This window comes from Clostridium sp., from assembly GCF_051654825.1.
Classification (GTDB): Bacteria; Bacillota; Clostridia; order Clostridiales; family Clostridiaceae; genus Clostridium.
This window is the reverse complement of record NZ_JBOFYU010000142.1, coordinates 1-18,371: the sequence shown is the minus strand read 5'-3', so window position 1 is coordinate 18,371 and position 18,371 is coordinate 1. Positions and strand designations below refer to the sequence as shown.

The window sequence follows — 18,371 nt, the reverse complement described above, 5'->3', positions numbered from 1 at the left end:
CCACGTCTTCTTGTCGCTTACTATTATATGTATTTATTGCAATACTAAAATTACTATAAATACATTTGTCAGATTCTTTAAGTTCAATATCTCTAGTCAAATTACCTATAATATTTACTTTGTTCATAATAATAACCTCCAATTTTTTTACTATTATGATTATTAACCAAACATACTTTCTTTAAACATACGTTCTTAATTAAATACAAATACTTAATGGTAATAAAACTATATAGTTTTCATCTAGACTATAAGCCGGTCTTTCTGGAATTAGCACTCCATTTTCACTTAATAAATTTAAGTATGGTTCTAATTGATCTAACATCTTAGAATAATAATCTTCTTGAGAAGTTTTTCTTAAAAAACTTAATTTTTTATCTTCTTCATAAACCATCATTACCTTACCTATAATTCTACATTTACAATGCATTAAATCATACATATTAAAATTTGAATTTAAAAAGAAGTTTTTATTTACATTTAGTACTATATGCTCATCATTGTGTAATAAAACTAAGTCACGAGTATCATTAGCGCAAATTCCATCTTTAATAACTTGAAGCAATTTTAATATACTTGTGTAGTTAAGAAGTCCTATTTTTTTATCTACCAATAAATTATTCAAAACATCTATATCATAACAATTTAATATATTAATTAATGCATCTAAATAACAGCATAGTGAAGTACACGTAACCTCGCCGTCCACTTCAATAAATTGACCTGCTGATATATTATCACCTAAGGTATCTATATTACTTACTTTTTTATACTCACTTAAACTATTTAATGTATTTACTATTTGGTTGTGAAATGAAAAAACTGCATTAATTTTCTTTATTTGCTCTTCTCTTCTTGTATATTCCCTATCTTCTATTCCTGCGTTATTTTCTCTACCATTTTGGTAATTATTATCTTCTGCAAAACTTTTACTTTTGTATCCATCATTTTCATTTCTTGAACATTTATTATCACTTGTATTATTATCTCTATTTAAAAGTCTTAAATTACCTGTTAAAGTTCTATCTCTAATGTTTGTTACCGTGTGAATATCTATGTATCCTTCAAGCAACATAGAATTCATATTTTTAACCAAATCTTCATCCATATATACAAATAAATCAACCATATTATCACTTCCATTACAATTATAATATAAGAAAAGGACTTACCTTTTTAGTAAATCCTTATAAATTATATGTTTTTTATTATAAAAATAAATTCTAATTTCTTTTTGCTTTGCCATTAACCCATGTCCAATAATGCTCATGAGGTATTCTAGAATGAATTTTAGAATTACCGTGATTATGAAAGTCTATATCCTTAATAGCTAGCCCATTAGAATCGTAAAATCTTCTTCGTATAAGCTCTCCTTCAGTATTAATTAAATCTATTGACCTTACCCCGTTAACCTGTATAGGTAAATCATCATTAATTATAATTTTATTATATTTTAAAGACTCAATTATTTCATTATCTTCCTTGAAGTATATTTTTTCTTCCTCGTAAAGCGCATTAATAGCTTTAGTATTATATGTTAATCTGTCTACTTTATATTCCTCCATATAAAACTCCTATTGCACTTAAATTTCATAGAAAAACTATGTGTAATTATTTATATAATACTATATGCAAAATATTTTATTAATGAACTAAAATTTAAATTTTTTAAATGATTATTTTATATAAATGAAAAGAAAAAGCATCCTTAATGAATGCTTTTATCTTTATAAATATAAACGTCCTTCTATTCGTCTTTCAAATCCAGTCCAATTTCCTTCATCTACATTTTGAGATATTATATCTATTTTATTTAAGGTTGCATCTACATAATCAGCATAATGAACTATAAAGGATTCTTGACTTTTAGGCTTTCTTGGAGAACCATATTCTAATTCTCCATGATGTTGAACAACTATTGCTTTCATTCTTTCTCTAAATTCTAAAGGATATAAATCTGGATTTTCTCTAAATGCCTCTTCCAGCATTGTTACACCAATTACTATGTGACCTTCCATTTCACCTTCAAGTGTATATCCAAATGGACCATCGTAATACATTTCTCTTGTTTGTCCTATATCATGTAACTTTGCACCTAAAATAGCTATTTCTTTATATCTGGCATCATATCTATGTGAAAACACCTTTGCTAAATACATTACATTTAATGTATGTTCTGCTAAACCACCTAAATAATTATGATGATGATATACTCCACCAATAGCCTTTTTAAACTTTTCTAAAAACTTCTCATTTTTAAAGAAATAATTATCTAGTGCTATAATTTCTTTGCTTTTAAATTCCATAGAGCTAAGTTCATTTAGCTCTGTCATAATATCATCAATGGGCCTATTTACTGAAGGTATATAGTCATAAATATCAAAATGTGAAATCTTTTTAAATCCCTCTATTTTAATAGGATTTCTATATGTTGCTTTTATATGTATTACTTCACCAACTTGTAGACTTTTATCTTCATCCTTTATTATAGCTTTTATTTCACCTGTTTTATCTCCTATATAAGCTGTTAAACTTTTATCTTCTCTTGATAAAATCTTTATTATCATAAGAGATGTTTCGATAGTTTTTTCTGTCATTACTTCTTTTAGATATTTACTTTTCATTAGATTTCTCCTTACTAGATTTTTACTTATTGTTTGCATTTTCTTTATAATTTATTTATTAAATATAATAAAAGGGTGCCTATAGCACCCTTTTATTTGCTTTTACCAACAGCAGCCTAATACTAATAACCATAATAATGGGAAGTATCCACAGCCTAAACCGCCGCAGCCTCCGCAACCTCCACCGAATCCGCAGCCTCCGCCACAGCCTCCGCCAAAGCCACATCCACCGCCGAATCCACAGCCTCCACCGCAGCCTCCGCAATTACAGTTACATCCACCACAAGGGTTGCAGCATCTGCAACTTCTTGTACAGCAGCTATTACAACATGATTTTCTTGACATGTGTATCAACTCCTACTCTTTTGTTTATAGTTTATATTATTCAAAGGAAGTAAAATTTGTTCTAGTTATTTTTTTGTTTTTTATCATTTACGAGTATATCTTTTAAAAGTCAAAAAAGTAGAATTTTTTTCTATATTATGGTATAATCATAGTGCAAAGGGGGCATGTATTATGGAAAAAAGAAATAGACTTGTAGCTCCAAGAAATGTTGTAAATACTAAGATGCTTTATAGTTTTTATATATTAAAAGAATTAGCAAAAGGTAATACAATTTTTGGAAATAAAGTTTTAGAAGTATTTAAAAATAAGTTTGAAAATTCACCTCTTCCATTTCCTGTTTCATCAAGTACTATTTATGAAACACTTTATGATTTAGAGTTAAAAGGATACGTTAAGAGCTATTGGGCTGGAGATGAGTTTTTAAATAAAAGAAATAAAAAAATATACTCCATAACTGATGATGGCGTATATTATTACAAAAATCATATTTCTGATTATGTTGATAATTTAAATAAAACCAAGTCCACACTAGACGTAATGATTGATATGTTAGTTAAGTAATTAACATATCAATCATTACTGTCTTTTTTTATATTTTCTATATAACACAACCTATCTAAAGTACTAAGAACATCTTTATAGCCACTTTTAATTAAATCATTATTATATAAGTCCTCATAGCTAAGCTTTTCTATATCTATCTTTAAAATCTTTTTATAGTTATCTCCATAGATCTTTACAACTATATCTTCTAAGCCAAGTTTTATTTTTTCAAACTCCTCTATATCTCCATATTTCCAATTAAAAATATCTTTATTTACCTTTTCTATAATTCCATATAGTTGATAAATATAACTTAATTCTTTTAATGAGTACTTATCACTTAAAGATGCTACTGCTTTCTGATATTCTTTACTTATTGGAAGAATATAAAGATAAGATGTTTTTTCTTTATCTTGAAGTGTACGTATACTTTGAAAAATTGCTGTGCAAATATCAAGTCTTACAACATTTGCATATGTACACATTTCCTTGATTTTATATCTTTCATCATATTTTCTATTTTCTTCATTAATTCTATACTGTTCCTTTATAGATTTTGAAGTAGTCTTTTTGCTGATAAAATAACTGAAGATAGCTCCTATTAAAGAACCAGTTACTATTGCTGTTGCTGAAATTAAAGTTGTAATTACATTATCAGGCACGTTACTCCTCCTTTTTTCTTTTGTAAGATTGTATTTAAGCTTATTTTATATAAACTTTATAATCCTCTTCTTTTAAATAAAATATAGGAAATTTCAAATCATAATTTCCCCAGATAGTTAAAGGATTTTTTATAAAATAAAATGTTATAAAAAACAATTCCCTAGTACATAGCTTTACAAAAAATGAAAGTAATTCTTTACTGTATATTTTAAAATATATATTATCTTTAGGTAAAGTTTCTCTTAACTTTAATAATATTTCCTTATCAATTGTATCTAATGCATCTAAAAGATTATTAAATTCAACATCATTTAACCTACCTAAATAAAAATCTACTATTACAAATTTATCTTGCTTTTCAAAAGCATTATAAAAGAAGTCAATTATATCTCTTTCCTTTTCCTCAAAAGGTAACTCCCTATTTACTTCTATAAGCTTGTTTTTAAAATTATCAAATCCATCTAAAATATTGTAAAATCTTATTTTTACATTTTCCTTAAATTCATTTTCTTTTAATGCCTCTATGTCTAAAAAGTCATTCATGAATTATCCCCCTTATTTTATTATTTTTCCCACTCCTCAACCTGTCCTCTTACCTTGCTAATTAAAGAGTTTAAATTGTCTGCTACTATTTCCTTTGAATCATTAAGTCTTTTGTTTTTTATAGTTTGAGTATATTTTATCACTTTATTATGATCATAATTCCAAACTTCTTGTATTTTACTTTTTTCTATATTCATAGATTATCACCTCATTATTATACAATTATTATTTGCGCAAATAAATTTTTTAAACAAAAAAATCTTAGCATTAGCTAAGATTTTTTTGTTTAAGCTTAGTTTTATGGAAACCTAATATATCGATATAAGAACTTGCCTCTCTAGTTCTTACAATATTATTACCATTAAATAAGTAAGCATATATATTGGTTTTACTTTCTGAGAAATTTTGAATTTTATAAATAAGAAGTATATCTTTATTTTTAACAATATCAAAACTACTAACTATTCTATTTAAATAATTTATTCTTTCTATTGAAGAAACTTGTATTACTTGGATAAATGAAGAAGTATTTTTTTCAGCTTTTATTTTATATAATAAATTTTCAACAGCTTGAACATCTTTTACTAAATCGTCTTCTATAGACATATAAAGAACTAACTCAGTTGATATTCCCTTTATGTCATCATAATCTCTCCAAAATATTTCTACATTTTTATTTTTTTCATTTAAACCATTTACTATAGATGAGTATCCAAGTACTTCTCCTACTGATACATAATAATCAGTTTCTTTTTTTAAAATAGTGTTTTTATCATCATCGTTTTTTAAGTTTAATCTTGAATAATTTCTTATTAATCCTTCAAAAATATTTAATAAATCAAATTTAAACATTTTATACACTCCCATTATATAGTTTATCTTTATGTTTACTCACATTATGTAAGATTACGTACTATTAATTTAATACAAATTAGGTAATTAATCTTTGAATAAGATTATTTTTATTATATCAAATTTATCTATACCATAAATTACATTTTGTTTACTTTTATAAATTTATTTCTACATAAATGTTTTTAACTTAATTTTGATTTTCACTTTCAAATATATTTTTTATTTTATACTTATTTACGAGTATATTATATAAAAGTATTCATTATGAAAAACAACCCAAATAGCAAAACCATTTGGGTTGTTTTTATTAAACTAATTTTTGTGCGAAAACGCCATCTAAATTAACTTTCTTTATTTTCTTTGCAATTTCTTCTTTATCTAAAGTATAAAGCCCTAATGCTTCCATTCTTTTAAAATATTCAGAACCTGCAAAAGTATATCTATTTTTTCTACCTTCCCTTGTATTTGCTTTTTCGTTTGCATAAGAAATTATATCTCCTATTGCTATTGAAGAAGGTAAAATAAGTAATGGTAATCCCATTAAAAGTCTAACTGCATTGTGACCTGCTAAGCTTCCAGTACAAATTGCTTCTGTATGACCTACAAATAATCCACTTTTCTCACCTGCACAGAATAAATTATCAACACCCTTAACCTTTAAATCGTTAGTTCTTGGTGCTACAGAAAGATATCTAATTGAATTTCCTTTACTTCCTGCATAAGGGTCTACATATTTAGCTTTTTCTAATCCTTTAATTTTTCTTAACTTGTGAAGCGGATAATAAGTTGTCATAAGCTTTGCATGACCTGTATCTAATAAGATAATATTTTCAGCAAATTCTTTTAATGCGTATTGTTGACACACCTTTGTGCTAAGTTTGTCATAAGTAATATCTTCTTTAGGAATTTCTAAAATTACTTTTCCAGTTGTGTTTAATTCATCAAGAATTTCTTTAGAAAGGCTTTCCTTTGCAAGCTTACATGATCCTGAAAACGCTCCTAGTACATCATCATTTCTTTCACCTTGAATATCTGAAATACCACATCTTTCACTTATACTTAATCTAGGACCAAAAGATGGACATCTTAAAATACACATAGAACATCCATTACCATATCTTAAACAATTACCCATAGGCCCTGTAGTTCCTGTAGTTTCTATAAATACGTCACCTTCTACATAAGAATCATCACTTAAGTAAATCCCTTTAATTTTCTTTCCTTCTAATTTGATATCAGTTACTCTACTTTCTGTAAAAATATTAATTCCCATATTTTCTAAATATTCATATACATTTCCTTCTATTATATTTACATCATATAATGTAGCATGTTTATGCCCAGGAAACTCTATATCTTTATGTCTTGCAGAATTATCAACAACATTAATTAAATCTCCAGCTCCCAGTTCTATTAACTCTTCAGAGGCTGTCCATCTACCGTTATTTCTCATAATTCCGCCAACATTACCAAGACCTAATAACAAATCTGTTTTTTCATATAAATAAACATCTGCTCCAGCTTTTTTTGCAGTAATAGCTGCTGCACATCCACTCCATCCTGCTCCAACAATTATAACTTTTATCATATAAATCTTCTCCCTTCGAAAACATTTCTAGGATCTGTTTGAGTTTTACAGAATCTCTTAACTCTATGACCTGAAAATCTTGCTGTACAACTTCCACATACGCCTTCTCCACAACACATTTTCACATTATTACAACATGATAAGCTTATATCTTCACGATTAAGTTCATCTAAATATTCGATAACCTTATAAGTTAATATATCTGCACCTGCAATGTGTATTAAAGATATATTTTTATCTCTAATTAATTTTTTAATTTCTGCTCTACCTTCTTCTGATAATTTCCCTTTATCTATTAAAGTCATTTCGATAGGAGTTATATTGTCAGATTTTAATAATTCCTCTACGTAAATTGAATTATAAGGTTCCTTATCTAAAATTAAATTAATATGATTACCATTACTAATTAACTTTTTAATAACAGGCATCATTGGAGCCATTCCAATCCCTCTTGCCATAACTACAACTTCTTGTTGTTTTTGCTTTAAGATATTTTTAATTCCAAAAACTCCATTCCAATAAGGACCTCTAATTGTAATTTCGTCTCCCTCATTTATTTCCAATAGCTTTTTAGTTTTAATTCCTCTAACTTCTATCATAATAGAAACAATATTATTTTCTATATTTGAATCCATTATAGATATTGGAACATCAAAATATACATCCTCATTAGTTCTTATAAAAATAAAACTTCCAGGCTTAACTAAATCAATTGCAAGTTTATGTGGAGCTTCAAATTTTATTAATAACACGTCTTCTTGGTATAAAGTTTTTTCTTTTACTAAACAGCTATAAGTTTTTCTCCCTGGCTTAGCTTTAGAACCATTGTATTTAAACTCTTGATAAATGCAAACTCCTTTCCAGTTTGAACAATCACAAAAGCAACTTCCATGTAATTGGGAGCATAAAATACATTCTCCGGACTCAGCTAAATGGCAGGGACAGTATTCACTTCCTGCATCTATACAATCTATTGCTTCTCTAAACATTTAGTCTCCTTCTATAAAATACTTACATAGTTATAAGTTATTTTAATTATTTAAATTTGTTACACATTTACCAATAGCAATCTTCGACTTTCTAAACCTTAATTTTTACATTACATAAATTTCAATGATAAACATCAACAAATTATTTTACAAAGCAAAAAAGCTCATAAAATGAGCTTTTTACTTAAAGATTATTCTTTTAAATTCTTCTTTTCCAATATTGCTATTGCTTATTAAAGGTGATTTGTATTTTTCTTGTTCTTTTTCCTTTAAAGAAATTTTTCCAACTACATCACCTTTTCTAATATCCACATTAGAGTTAAATACTTCAATTTCTATACTATCATTTTCCTTATATCCATAAATAAAGTCATCATCTTCTACTACGCTTCCTAAATTCATGAACCCTTCCTTATCTAAAACATCTTTTTTAGAAACTTTATCTAAAGTATTGCTTGCAACTATACTATTATATATTTTTTCTGTTTGCTTCCATCTATCTGTGCAATTTAATACAACCATTATGATGTTTCTACCATTATGATTTACAGATGAAACTAAACATTTACCTGCTTGCCCTGTATATCCTGTTTTTACTCCATTTGCATTAGGTATTTGATATAGTATTTTGTTAATATTATTATAATCTCTTGTAAATCCATATTTGTCTTTAGATATAGTTTTTTCTCCTACTATTTCTCTAAAAACTTCATTTTCCATTCCTTTAGCTGTAAGAATAGCAAGATCATAAGCTGATGAATAGTGATTTTGACTATCTAATCCATGTGGTGACTCAAAATGTGAATTTAAAATCCCTACACTCTTAGCAAAATCATTCATTATATTAGCAAAATTTTCTACACTCCCACCAATATCCTCGGCAATAGCTATAGCAGCATCATTTCCTGATTTAAACATTAATCCAAATAATAGTTCTCTCATTTTAATTTCTTCGCCAGCTGCATAACCCACTGTTGAACCCCTAATTGATGAAGCATTTTTACTGATGGTTACTTTTCTATCTAAATCTCCATAATTAATGGCTACTATTGATGTTAATATTTTAGTAGTACTTGCCATAGGAACAATTTCATATCCCTTTTGATTCCATAGTACTTCCCTTGATTCAGCATCAATTGCAATTGCATTTCTTGCTGTAACTCTTAAGTTGTCTCCAAGTGGTTTATTAAGATCAACATCATAAATATCGCAATTTTCTATATCGCTTTCGTTTTCAATGTTATCTTCTTCAAATGCTTTTACAGCACTAATACTTGGATTAAACATTAGTAATATTACTGTAAATATTATTAATTTTTTTACATATTTCATAAAATCACCCTCTCAACTAACCATCTAAAGCTAGTTTGCTCAAGAATAAAAAAAATAATCTTTTTTTAAGTAAAAAAATTAGATTATTTAAATTATTTATGGCAATACTATAGAATAGTTTGTTTAGGAGGATAATAATGGTTTTATTTCTAGTTATTTTATTTATTCTTTTTCTTTTATTTTGCCCAATACCATTAAAGTTTACAATTAGTGTAGATAATAATAACTATGTTATTAAAATATATAAACTAATTCTTATTTCAAATAAGGATGGCTTAATAAGAAAAATACTTATAAAAAGAGAAAAAAATAAGGATACCTCTGCAGATGATAACTTAAGCAAAGATAACGAGAGAAAAAAAGATGATAGCTCTACCCCCAAAAAGAAAAAAGAAAAAAATAAGAAGTTATCTCCACCTTTACTTATCAAAAGATTATATAAAAATAAATTTAAACCTAGATTTAAGTTTAAAGGCGATGTTGACTTTTCTTTAAGTGATGCAGCTAATACTGCCTTAGCTTATGGATTTCTCTCAAATTTAGAAGGGTTATTTTACTTTCTATTTTCGAGTATTTTTAAAGTTAAAAGATTAAACTTAAATTTAAACCCTAAATTTAAAAACGAAAATATAATAAATTTTACTATAACTAGTATAATTTGTTTTAATATTGCACAAATTATTAATATATTTTACTTAATACGTAAATCTTACAAAATTATTTAGGAGGTGGCCCTTTTAAAGGGGATAATTATGACGATTGAACATCCAGTAGAAAATTTAATGCGTAGTACAATGGAAAATTTAAGAGATATGATAGATGTAAACACAGTTATTGGGGAAGCTGTAGAAACTAAAGATGGTAGCTTTATAATTCCAATATCTAAGGTTACATTTGGATTTGCTTCAGGTGGAAGTGAATTTGCTAAAGAAGAAAATCATGATTCAAAACTCCCATTTGGTGGTGGATCAGGTGCTGGAGTTACAGTTAAACCTGTTGCTTTTTTAGTGGTAAGAGAAGATGCAGTAAGATTACTTCCTGTAGATAGTAATAATAGCTATGATAGACTTATTGATTCAATTCCTTCTATTTTAAATACCTTTAAGGGATTTTTTGATGATGTAACTAAGAAAAAAAATAAGTCACAAAAAGAACATATATGTTCATCATGTAATTGTAATATAGAAGAATGTCTATGTGATGATTCAGACTCATCATCTGTAAATATACATTAAAACAAAAAGCAGCTCATTTAATTGACTGCTTTTTATTTTAGTTCTTCCATTGCTTTATTTAATATTTCTATAGATTCACTTTGATTTTCTTCAGAATAAAGATCTAAGCAAGGTAGTTCTTTTAATTCCTTTAATCCAAATTGTCTTAAAAATTCTTCAGTAGTTCCTAGCAATATAGGTCTTCCTGGAACTTCCTTTCTTCCTACCTCTCTAATTAATTCTTTTTCAATTAATTTTTGTATTGCACTTTCAGATTTAACCCCTCTAATATCATCTATATCTACTCTTGTAATTGGTTGCTTATATGCTATTATTGCAAGGCTTTCTAGTGAAGCTTGAGATAAAGATTGTCTCTTATTTTTCTTTAGTAGCTTTTGAATATACTCGCTATTTTCTCCCTTTGTTACTAGCTGATATTCTCCATTAATAGAAATTAACTTTATTCCTCTATTATCATTTTCATACTCTCTTACAAGTTCAACTATTGCTTCTTCTATAGCCTTTGGCGGAACTTCAATATTATTTGATAAATCCCTTAATGATAAAGGATCCCCACTTGCAAATAGCAAAGATTCTATAATAGATTTAATTCTATCCTTTCTTGAAACTTCTTTAAATTCATACTGACTTGCTTCTGTATTATTCATTTGTACCTCTCCTTTTAACTAAAATATTTCCAAAACTTTCATCTTGGTAAATAGTAATCATTCTTAACTTAATTAATTCTAATAAAGCTAAAAATGTAACTACAACTTCTAGTTTACATTCACTTTCATTTATTATACTTTCAAACGAGAATATATTATCCTTTTTAAACTTCTCTAAAACATAATCCATTTTATCTTCAAGCTTATACTTATCTATATATATTTTTTTCTGAATTACATTTTCTACATTTTGCTTTAAGTAATAGCTCTCTATAATTCTATTATAAATATTATATAATTCAAGTAATGATATGTTTTTCAAGCTATCTTCTACAGGCTTTTTATCTAATTCCTCTTCTATTATTATCTCTGGTTTTTTAGAGTAAACTTCTCCTGAATTAACATACTTATCCTTGAAGAATTCTGAGACTAACTTAATTTTCTTATATTCTATTAACTTTTCCATTAAGTTCTTTTCAATATCCTCTTCTGATTCATCCACTACTTTAACCTTTGGAAGTAGCTTTTTAGATTTAATTTCTATTAATGTTGCAGCAACTACTACAAATTCAGAAGTTATTTCTAAATCCATTACCTTCATTTCATCTAAGTATTGCAAATATTGATTAGTTATTTTATATATTTCAACATTATATATATCCATTTCATGCTTTTTTATTAAGTGTAATAAAAGGTCGAAGGGACCCTCAAAATTTGCCACCTTTATCTTTGGCATTTCCATAATTATCATACCGCCTTTAGTATATTGAGTTAATATATAAATATAATATCAACTTTACTATAAAAGAACAAGAAAAAGTGAACTCCAAAGGAGTTCACTAATTATTAAATACCTTTTTTGAACATATTTTTCATATTAAACTTAAAGTTTTCGAAGAATCCACCAAGTTTAACATCTCTATCAGAATATAATTCTATTTCTCCAACCTTTTCTTCTCCTAAGTAAACTTCACATTTACCTACGATATCTCCAGCTTTATATTCTTTCTTTAATTCATCTAATACAACTTTCTTTTCAAGCTCTGCATTAGTTCCTCTTGGTAATACTACTACTAAGTCATCCTTAGCTTTAGCAATAAAGAATTTATCTGTTTGTCTGCTTAATGAAACATTTTCTACATCTTCATCCTTAGACATAAGTTTCTTTCCTTCAAATTTAGAGAAACCATAATTTAAAAGCATTCCTGCATCTCTATTTCTGATTTTATATGTAGGTGCTCCCATAATTACTGAAAGCATTCTTACGCCACCTTTAGTAGCTGTTGCACTAATACAATATTTAGCTTCTTCAGTATATCCAGTTTTTAAACCATCACAGCCTTCAAAGAATCTAACTAGCTTATTATGATTGACAAGTTCTATAGGTGCCTTTCTTCCTTCAGAAATTGTTTCCATATATGTACCTGAATATTTTAATATTTGTGGATGTTTTAATAATTCAACTGACATTAGAGAAATATCTCTTGCTGTTGATTCATGTCCTGGAGCAGGTAACCCATTACAATTTTTAAATGTTGTATTATTCATTCCAAGTTCTTGTGCTCTTTGATTCATCATTACAACAAAGTTTTCCTCTGTTCCACCTAAAAACTCTGCTAATGCTACAGCTGCATCATTACCTGAGGCAATGGCAACCCCCTTTAATAACTCTTCTACAGTTCTAATTTCTCCTGTGTCAAGAAGCATTGTGCTTCCACCCATTTTTTTAGCATTTTCACTACAAGTAACCTTATCTTGAAGCGTAATCTTTCCGCTATCTACGGCCTCCATAGTTAAAAGCATAGTCATTATTTTTGTAACTGATGCAGGAGCAAATTTCTCATCTATATTTTTCTCATATATTATCTTACCTGTTGTAGGTTCAATTAATATTGCAGATTTTGCCTCTACATCTATTCCTTCTTCATTAAAGACCTCAGTAGTCCATTCCTCATAAGTTTCTTCTGAATTGTCATATGGCTCTATATCTGCCTTTACTGGCATGCTTGTAAGTGTAAATAAAGCTAATGCTATTACAGAAATTCTTTTTATTAGTTTGTTTTTCATTTATATAACCTCCCTTCAAAGTTATTATTACCAATAAAAAGAAAAATATGATAAAAAGATTAAAAATCTTTTTATCATATTTCTTTGTTATTCTACAACATCATAAATTAATGGAATATTAGAATTAAAATCTTTATTAATATTAATATTTCTTAATATATCCTTCGTAGCCTTTTCTATTTTAGATTGGTCATTTGAATGAATGTATGCAAGAACATCCCCTCTATTAACCTTATCTCCTCTTTTTTTATTTAAAACTATTCCAACAGCTAAATCAATTATACTGTCCTTTGTTTCTCTTCCTGCTCCAAGATTCATAGCTATAAGTCCAAATGCTTCTGCATTTATTCTTTCTATATAACCATCTTCTTCACACTTAACTTCTACTATATATTTAGCTTCTTCAAACTTTGATATATCGTCAACTGGAGATTCATCACCATATTGAGCTTTAACGAATTCTTTAAGCTTTTCTAAACCTTTTCCATTTTGGATATTTTCTAGTAAAAGCTTTCTTCCTTCTTCAAAGTCCTTTGCTTTTTCTGCACAAACAAGCATATAGCTTCCTAAAGTTAATGTAAGTTCTAATAAATCCTTTGGTCCATTTCCTTTTAAAAGTTCGATTGCTTCTTTAACTTCTAGAATATTTCCTATGGCATATCCTAATGGCTGATCCATATCTGAAATAACTGCTATAGTTTTTCTTCCAACTGAAGTTCCTATATCAACCATTTCTTGTGCTAAAGATTTTGCATCTTCTGGTGTCTTCATAAAAGCACCATCACCAACTTTAACATCTAAGACTATTGCATCAGCTCCTGAAGCTATTTTTTTACTCATAATACTTGATGCTATTAATGATAAGTTATCTACTGTTGCAGTAACATCTCTTAAAGCATATAGCTTTTTGTCTGCTGGAGCAATATTACCAGTTTGACCTGTTAAAGCTATTCCAATATTATTAGCATTATTTATAAATTCCTCTTCAGTTAATTCAACTGAAAATCCTTTAAATGATTCAAGTTTATCAATAGTTCCACCAGTATGGCCTAGACCTCTCCCTGACATCTTTGCAACTGGAGCACCAACTGAAGCTACAAGTGGAGTTAAACAAATACTAGTTTTGTCTCCAACACCACCTGTTGAATGTTTATCAACCTTAACTCCATTTATAGAATCAAGATTTATTTTATCACCTGAATTAACCATTGCCATTGTTAAATTTGCAGTTTCTTCTTTATTCATCTTATTAAAGAAAATTGACATAAGTAATGCAGATGCTTGATAATCTGGTATTTTACTTTCTGTAAAACCTTTAACAAAGAAGTCTATTTCTTCTTTACTTAAGACTTCGCCTTTTCTTTTCTTTAAAATAATATCATACATTCTCATAAGTATATCCTCCTACTACTTAGTTATTTCACCTAAAAAGCTTTTTCCATCTATAGTGTTTTCAATATTAAAGTAATCTAAAATAGTCTTACCTATATCTGTAAAGCTATCTCTCGTTCCTAAGTTAGTAGATTTTACATTCTTTCCATAAACTATTACAGGAATATACTCTCTTGAATGATCTGTGCTGTCAGTTGTAGGATCACAACCATGGTCTGCTGTTAAAATTAATAAATCTTCATCATTCATTTTTGAGAAGAACTCATTTAATCTTCCATCAAACTCTTCAAGTGCATTACCATATCCTTTCGCATCATTTCTATGTCCAAATAACATATCAAAATCAACTAAGTTAGTAAATATTAATCCTTCTTTAACTTTATCCATAAAGTCTAAAGTTACATCTACACCATCCATATTATTTTTAGTGTGAACTGCTTCTGTAACACCCTTTTTATTGTATATATCTTCAATCTTACCTACAGCTACGACTTCCTTATTATCTTCTTTTAAGTATTCAAGAATAGTCTTTGAAAATGGATCTAACGCATAATCCCTTCTGTTAGAAGTTCTTTTATACTCTCCTGATTTACCTGTAAATGGTCTTGCAATAACTCTTCCTACTGCATTTTCACCAACTAACATTTCTCTAGCAACTTCACACATTTTGTATAGCTCTTCTAAGCTAATAACATCTTCATGAGCTGCTATTTGGAAAACTGAATCTGCTGAAGTATATATTATTGGATAACCAGTTTTAACATGCTCATCACCTAATTCTTCAATTATTGCAGTTCCTGATGCTACACAATTTCCAATAATGTTTTCCTTGTTAACCTTTTTTAAGAATTCATCTATTATTTCTTTAGAGAAACCATTTGGATATGTATTTAATGGCTTCTCTAATATAACTCCACCTATTTCCCAGTGCCCTGTTACTGTATCTTTCCCCATAGATCTTTCACTTAATCTACCATAAGCTGCTGTAGTTTCTAAGTCACTATTTAGTGTTTTAACACCTTCTATTTTTCCAAGACCTAACTTTTCAAGGTTAGGTAAGTTTAATTTTCCACAAGCTTTATAAGTATTATCTAACGTATGACTTCCCACATCACCATAAAGATCTGCATCTGGTAAAGCTCCTACACCTAAACTATCCATTACTACTAGTATTACTCTTCTCATTGTATAAACTCCTTTCAACTATAAAGCCCCTAAATTATATTATTATTATGCTCTAGGATGGGAATTTTTATAAACTAAATTTATTTTATCATTATTAATGATTTCATAATAAGTATCCATATATGTTAAAACCTGATTTCCTAAGAGTTTTTGAACAGCCCTAACATTTGCTCCATTTTGTAATAAATGAACTGCAAAGGAATGTCTAAAAGTATTTAAATTAACATCTTTTTTAATTCCTGCTTTGTGAGAGTATTCCTTTACTATTCTCCAAACACCTTGTCTTGTTAACTGATTCCCATTTAAATTAACAAATAAATTATCAACTCCAGCAGATGCAACTTGATCTCTTATTTTAAAATATTCCTTTAAGGCTTCTACTGCGCTTCTTCCAATTGGTATTAATCTTTCATAATTTTTATTATCATGACATTTTACAAAGGATAACTCTAAATTAATATCCCAAACCTTTAATCCAATTATTTCTGACACCTTCATTCCTGTAGCATACATTAACTCAAGTAAAGCATTGTCACGAATACCTTTATTACAATCCTTGTCTACTATTCTTATAATGATGTCAACTTCTTCTACCGTTAATATTTCTGGTAACTTCTTTGTTGTTGAAGTACTTTTGTAATATATTTTTGGAATTTCAGTAACTACCTTTTGATCCTTTAAATAGTTATAAAAGCTTCTTAAGCTAATTACTATTCTATTTATAGATCTTTCTGATTTTCCTTGACTTAATAAGTGTTGTATATAGCCTAATACTGATACATTATCAGTTTCATTTATGTCCATATTTTTACTATTCAAATATTTAACATATAAATTTACATCAGTAACATAGGCATAAACCGTATTTTCACTCTTGTGATTTTGTAATAAAGACTCCTTATAATCATTCACTATTTCTTTCATAATTCTCCCCTATCCTATTTATATTATTAATTCGACAAATAATTTATATTCCCTTCTTATTCTCATTGGATTATGCCATTTTATAAACTTTTGTTATTATTAATTTTATTAGCCCTGGACAAATATATGCTTCAATAATAGCACCTACTATAAAAAGAGCAAAAAGAACTGCAAATTTAGTTAACAAATCACTTGTTATTATTCTATTAGTATTTCCTCCATAAAAGAATTTATCTTTCAATTTTTTTGAAGAAATTTCTAAAGAAATTATACTTATACCTATGAAAAAAGGTATATATATTATATTTTGAGGTAAAACAGAACTTAATGCTAGCCATATACCCTTGCCACTAAAGGTAGTAATTAAAAAGCTAAAAGTATATCCTAATGTAAATCCTTTAATTAAATCTATAATTAATATAAATGGACTTCCAAAAACAGTTAAGCCTAAAGCAACTATTAAAACTATCATTAATAAATTCTTCTTTAAAACATCTAAAAACAAAGCATTATTTGATACTGGATTTTCTATTGTCTTATTTAAAAAACTTGAAAAATAATTAGATAAATCTGTTGCATCAGTTACATTCATATATTTTATTGTATAAGCACCTAAAACAATACCTACAAAGAAAAAAACTAAAACTAATATATAAAGCAACTTGTTTTCTCTTAAATTAGAATTTAATTTGTTAATTATGTTCATTTTCATTCCCCCTATATAATCACTATAAAACATACTATGTTTAGTTTTTGCACATTATTCATAAGGGAATATATGTAACTTAAATTTTTATAAAAAAAAGACCAATTAAGGCCTTTTTTTATAAATAAGCTAATGAACATATAGTTTTTGCATCTATAATTTCACCTTTTTTAATCATATCTTTTAATTCACTTAATGAAATTATCTTTACATTTGTAAATTCATCTTCATCACAATTTTTATTTCCCTGAATTAAATTAGTAGCTTTATAAAGATATAGGATTTCATTACAAAAACCTGCTGCTGGTGCAATTTTACCTAAGTATTCAATATTTAAAGCCTTATAACCTGTTTCTTCTTCTAATTCTCTTATAGCAGCTAATTTATGATCTTCATCCTTATCAAGCTTACCTGCTGGAATTTCTAAAGTTACACTATCTAAAGCTTTTCTAAATTGCTCTACTAATATAATATTTTCATCATCCTTAAAAGCAATTATAGCTGCTGCACCTGGATGCTTAATTACATCTCTAAAAGCTTCCTCACCATTAGGCAGTTCCACTTTAACCTTAGTATATTCTAAATAGCTGCCTTTATAAATCAATTCTTCACTTAATTGTTTTTCTATTAAATCCATTTCATTTACTCCTTCAAAATATTAATTTACTTTCATTATAGCAAATTTTTTCTTTTATTTTATATCATTTACGAGTATATTATTTAAAAGCATTTT

21 protein-coding genes and 1 pseudogene are annotated in these 18,371 nt (G+C 27.5%); 3 read left to right on the top strand and 19 right to left on the bottom strand.

Annotated features, from left to right (window positions below; translation table 11 throughout):
* Nucleotides 1–199: 199 nt before the first annotated feature.
* The 4 genes from ACRDBA_RS08715 to ACRDBA_RS08700 form a co-directional block, all read right to left on the bottom strand.
* Complete coding sequence (locus ACRDBA_RS08715) at nt 200–1,129, bottom strand: DUF6414 family protein (protein ID WP_438572533.1); 930 nt, start codon at nt 1,127–1,129, stop codon at nt 200–202.
* A 94-nt stretch (nt 1,130–1,223) separates the two neighbouring features.
* The gene (locus ACRDBA_RS08710) at nt 1,224–1,565 is read right to left on the bottom strand and encodes a hypothetical protein (RefSeq protein ID WP_438572532.1); all 342 of its coding nucleotides are present in this window, start codon (nt 1,563–1,565) and stop codon (nt 1,224–1,226) included.
* A gap of 162 nt (nt 1,566–1,727) precedes the next feature.
* Nucleotides 1,728–2,624, bottom strand: a complete 897-nt coding sequence (locus tag ACRDBA_RS08705; protein WP_438572531.1) for an HD domain-containing protein — start codon at nt 2,622–2,624, stop codon at nt 1,728–1,730.
* Between the two features lie 102 nt (nt 2,625–2,726).
* The gene (locus tag ACRDBA_RS08700; protein WP_438572530.1) at nt 2,727–2,969 is read right to left on the bottom strand and encodes a hypothetical protein; all 243 of its coding nucleotides are present in this window, start codon (nt 2,967–2,969) and stop codon (nt 2,727–2,729) included.
* Nucleotides 2,970–3,140: 171 nt separating this feature from the next.
* Here ACRDBA_RS08700 and ACRDBA_RS08695 point away from each other — a divergent pair, with 171 nt between their 5' ends.
* On the top strand, nt 3,141–3,530 hold the full coding sequence (locus ACRDBA_RS08695) for a PadR family transcriptional regulator (RefSeq protein ID WP_438572529.1): 390 nt from the start codon (nt 3,141–3,143) through the stop codon (nt 3,528–3,530).
* A gap of 8 nt (nt 3,531–3,538) precedes the next feature.
* Here ACRDBA_RS08695 and ACRDBA_RS08690 read toward each other — a convergent pair whose 3' ends face one another.
* The 7 genes and pseudogenes from ACRDBA_RS08690 to ACRDBA_RS08660 all read right to left on the bottom strand — a co-directional run.
* Nucleotides 3,539–4,174 carry a hypothetical protein gene (locus ACRDBA_RS08690; RefSeq protein ID WP_438572528.1) on the bottom strand — a complete coding sequence of 212 codons (636 nt, stop codon included), beginning with the start codon at nt 4,172–4,174 and terminating at the stop codon, nt 3,539–3,541.
* Between the two features lie 40 nt (nt 4,175–4,214).
* A complete protein-coding gene (locus ACRDBA_RS08685; protein ID WP_438572527.1) occupies nt 4,215–4,718 on the bottom strand; it encodes a hypothetical protein in 504 nt (167 codons plus the stop codon).
* 20 nt (nt 4,719–4,738) lie between these two features.
* Nucleotides 4,739–4,915, bottom strand: a complete 177-nt coding sequence (locus tag ACRDBA_RS08680; RefSeq protein ID WP_438572526.1) for a hypothetical protein — start codon at nt 4,913–4,915, stop codon at nt 4,739–4,741.
* A 70-nt stretch (nt 4,916–4,985) separates the two neighbouring features.
* Complete coding sequence (locus ACRDBA_RS08675; protein WP_438572525.1) at nt 4,986–5,570, bottom strand: hypothetical protein; 585 nt, start codon at nt 5,568–5,570, stop codon at nt 4,986–4,988.
* A 310-nt stretch (nt 5,571–5,880) separates the two neighbouring features.
* Entirely contained in the window at nt 5,881–7,158 is a 1,278-nt protein-coding gene (locus ACRDBA_RS08670) for an FAD-dependent oxidoreductase (protein WP_438572534.1), read from the bottom strand.
* Nucleotides 7,158–8,150, bottom strand: coding sequence for a sulfide/dihydroorotate dehydrogenase-like FAD/NAD-binding protein (locus ACRDBA_RS08665; RefSeq protein WP_438572524.1), 993 nt, complete (start codon nt 8,148–8,150; stop codon nt 7,158–7,160). The genes ACRDBA_RS08670 and ACRDBA_RS08665 overlap by 1 nt, the downstream gene beginning before the upstream one ends.
* Nucleotides 8,151–8,567: 417 nt before the next feature.
* Nucleotides 8,568–9,482: pseudogene (locus tag ACRDBA_RS08660) on the bottom strand (D-alanyl-D-alanine carboxypeptidase family protein); the annotation flags it as partial.
* 137 nt (nt 9,483–9,619) lie between these two features.
* Between ACRDBA_RS08660 and ACRDBA_RS08655 the strand changes: the two are divergent.
* A complete protein-coding gene (locus ACRDBA_RS08655) occupies nt 9,620–10,207 on the top strand; it encodes a DUF2953 domain-containing protein (RefSeq protein ID WP_438572523.1) in 588 nt (195 codons plus the stop codon).
* A 27-nt stretch (nt 10,208–10,234) separates the two neighbouring features.
* Nucleotides 10,235–10,717, top strand: coding sequence for a GerW family sporulation protein (ytfJ, locus tag ACRDBA_RS08650; RefSeq protein ID WP_438572522.1), 483 nt, complete (start codon nt 10,235–10,237; stop codon nt 10,715–10,717).
* Between the two features lie 32 nt (nt 10,718–10,749).
* Here the strand turns inward: ytfJ and scpB are convergent, their stop codons facing one another.
* The 8 genes from scpB to ACRDBA_RS08610 all read right to left on the bottom strand — a co-directional run bounded on the left by scpB (nt 10,750) and on the right by ACRDBA_RS08610 (nt 18,275).
* The gene (scpB, locus tag ACRDBA_RS08645) at nt 10,750–11,364 is read right to left on the bottom strand and encodes an SMC-Scp complex subunit ScpB (protein ID WP_438572521.1); all 615 of its coding nucleotides are present in this window, start codon (nt 11,362–11,364) and stop codon (nt 10,750–10,752) included.
* Nucleotides 11,357–12,106 (bottom strand): segregation/condensation protein A, encoded by a 750-nt coding sequence (locus ACRDBA_RS08640; protein WP_438572520.1) that lies wholly within the window; start codon nt 12,104–12,106, stop codon nt 11,357–11,359. The genes scpB and ACRDBA_RS08640 overlap by 8 nt, the downstream gene beginning before the upstream one ends.
* 104 nt (nt 12,107–12,210) lie before the next feature.
* On the bottom strand, nt 12,211–13,431 hold the full coding sequence (locus ACRDBA_RS08635; protein ID WP_438572519.1) for a D-alanyl-D-alanine carboxypeptidase family protein: 1,221 nt from the start codon (nt 13,429–13,431) through the stop codon (nt 12,211–12,213).
* 87 nt (nt 13,432–13,518) lie between these two features.
* Nucleotides 13,519–14,823, bottom strand: coding sequence for a pyrimidine-nucleoside phosphorylase (locus ACRDBA_RS08630; RefSeq protein WP_438572518.1), 1,305 nt, complete (start codon nt 14,821–14,823; stop codon nt 13,519–13,521).
* Nucleotides 14,824–14,838: 15 nt separating this feature from the next.
* On the bottom strand, nt 14,839–16,008 hold the full coding sequence (locus ACRDBA_RS08625) for a phosphopentomutase (protein ID WP_438572517.1): 1,170 nt from the start codon (nt 16,006–16,008) through the stop codon (nt 14,839–14,841).
* 45 nt (nt 16,009–16,053) lie between these two features.
* Complete coding sequence (locus ACRDBA_RS08620) at nt 16,054–16,932, bottom strand: tyrosine-type recombinase/integrase (protein WP_438572516.1); 879 nt, start codon at nt 16,930–16,932, stop codon at nt 16,054–16,056.
* Nucleotides 16,933–17,002: 70 nt separating this feature from the next.
* Nucleotides 17,003–17,638: a stage II sporulation protein M gene (gene spoIIM / locus ACRDBA_RS08615; protein ID WP_438572515.1), complete on the bottom strand. Its 636-nt coding sequence runs from the start codon at nt 17,636–17,638 to the stop codon at nt 17,003–17,005.
* A gap of 118 nt (nt 17,639–17,756) precedes the next feature.
* Complete coding sequence (locus ACRDBA_RS08610; RefSeq protein WP_438572514.1) at nt 17,757–18,275, bottom strand: NUDIX hydrolase; 519 nt, start codon at nt 18,273–18,275, stop codon at nt 17,757–17,759.
* Nucleotides 18,276–18,371: the final 96 nt, after the last annotated feature.

Bases quoted from the DNA above. Each gene is read 5' to 3' on its own strand.
- ytfJ (WP_438572522.1), top strand. From the start codon at position 10,235: ATGACGATTGAACATCCAGTAGAAAATTTAATGCGTAGTACAATGGAA.
- ACRDBA_RS08695 (WP_438572529.1), top strand. From the start codon at position 3,141: ATGGAAAAAAGAAATAGACTTGTAGCTCCAAGAAATGTTGTAAATACT.
- ACRDBA_RS08635 (WP_438572519.1), bottom strand. From the start codon at position 13,431: ATGAAAAACAAACTAATAAAAAGAATTTCTGTAATAGCATTAGCTTTA.
- ACRDBA_RS08685 (WP_438572527.1), bottom strand. From the start codon at position 4,718: ATGAATGACTTTTTAGACATAGAGGCATTAAAAGAAAATGAATTTAAG.
- ACRDBA_RS08655 (WP_438572523.1), top strand. From the start codon at position 9,620: ATGGTTTTATTTCTAGTTATTTTATTTATTCTTTTTCTTTTATTTTGC.
- ACRDBA_RS08620 (WP_438572516.1), bottom strand. From the start codon at position 16,932: ATGAAAGAAATAGTGAATGATTATAAGGAGTCTTTATTACAAAATCAC.
- ACRDBA_RS08665 (WP_438572524.1), bottom strand. From the start codon at position 8,150: ATGTTTAGAGAAGCAATAGATTGTATAGATGCAGGAAGTGAATACTGT.
- ACRDBA_RS08705 (WP_438572531.1), bottom strand. From the start codon at position 2,624: ATGAAAAGTAAATATCTAAAAGAAGTAATGACAGAAAAAACTATCGAA.
- ACRDBA_RS08700 (WP_438572530.1), bottom strand. From the start codon at position 2,969: ATGTCAAGAAAATCATGTTGTAATAGCTGCTGTACAAGAAGTTGCAGA.
- ACRDBA_RS08630 (WP_438572518.1), bottom strand. From the start codon at position 14,823: ATGAGAATGTATGATATTATTTTAAAGAAAAGAAAAGGCGAAGTCTTA.
- ACRDBA_RS08625 (WP_438572517.1), bottom strand. From the start codon at position 16,008: ATGAGAAGAGTAATACTAGTAGTAATGGATAGTTTAGGTGTAGGAGCT.
- scpB (WP_438572521.1), bottom strand. From the start codon at position 11,364: ATGAATAATACAGAAGCAAGTCAGTATGAATTTAAAGAAGTTTCAAGA.
- ACRDBA_RS08715 (WP_438572533.1), bottom strand. From the start codon at position 1,129: ATGGTTGATTTATTTGTATATATGGATGAAGATTTGGTTAAAAATATG.
- ACRDBA_RS08675 (WP_438572525.1), bottom strand. From the start codon at position 5,570: ATGTTTAAATTTGATTTATTAAATATTTTTGAAGGATTAATAAGAAAT.
- ACRDBA_RS08610 (WP_438572514.1), bottom strand. From the start codon at position 18,275: ATGGATTTAATAGAAAAACAATTAAGTGAAGAATTGATTTATAAAGGC.
- ACRDBA_RS08680 (WP_438572526.1), bottom strand. From the start codon at position 4,915: ATGAATATAGAAAAAAGTAAAATACAAGAAGTTTGGAATTATGATCAT.
- ACRDBA_RS08710 (WP_438572532.1), bottom strand. From the start codon at position 1,565: ATGGAGGAATATAAAGTAGACAGATTAACATATAATACTAAAGCTATT.
- spoIIM (WP_438572515.1), bottom strand. From the start codon at position 17,638: ATGAACATAATTAACAAATTAAATTCTAATTTAAGAGAAAACAAGTTG.
- ACRDBA_RS08640 (WP_438572520.1), bottom strand. From the start codon at position 12,106: ATGGAAATGCCAAAGATAAAGGTGGCAAATTTTGAGGGTCCCTTCGAC.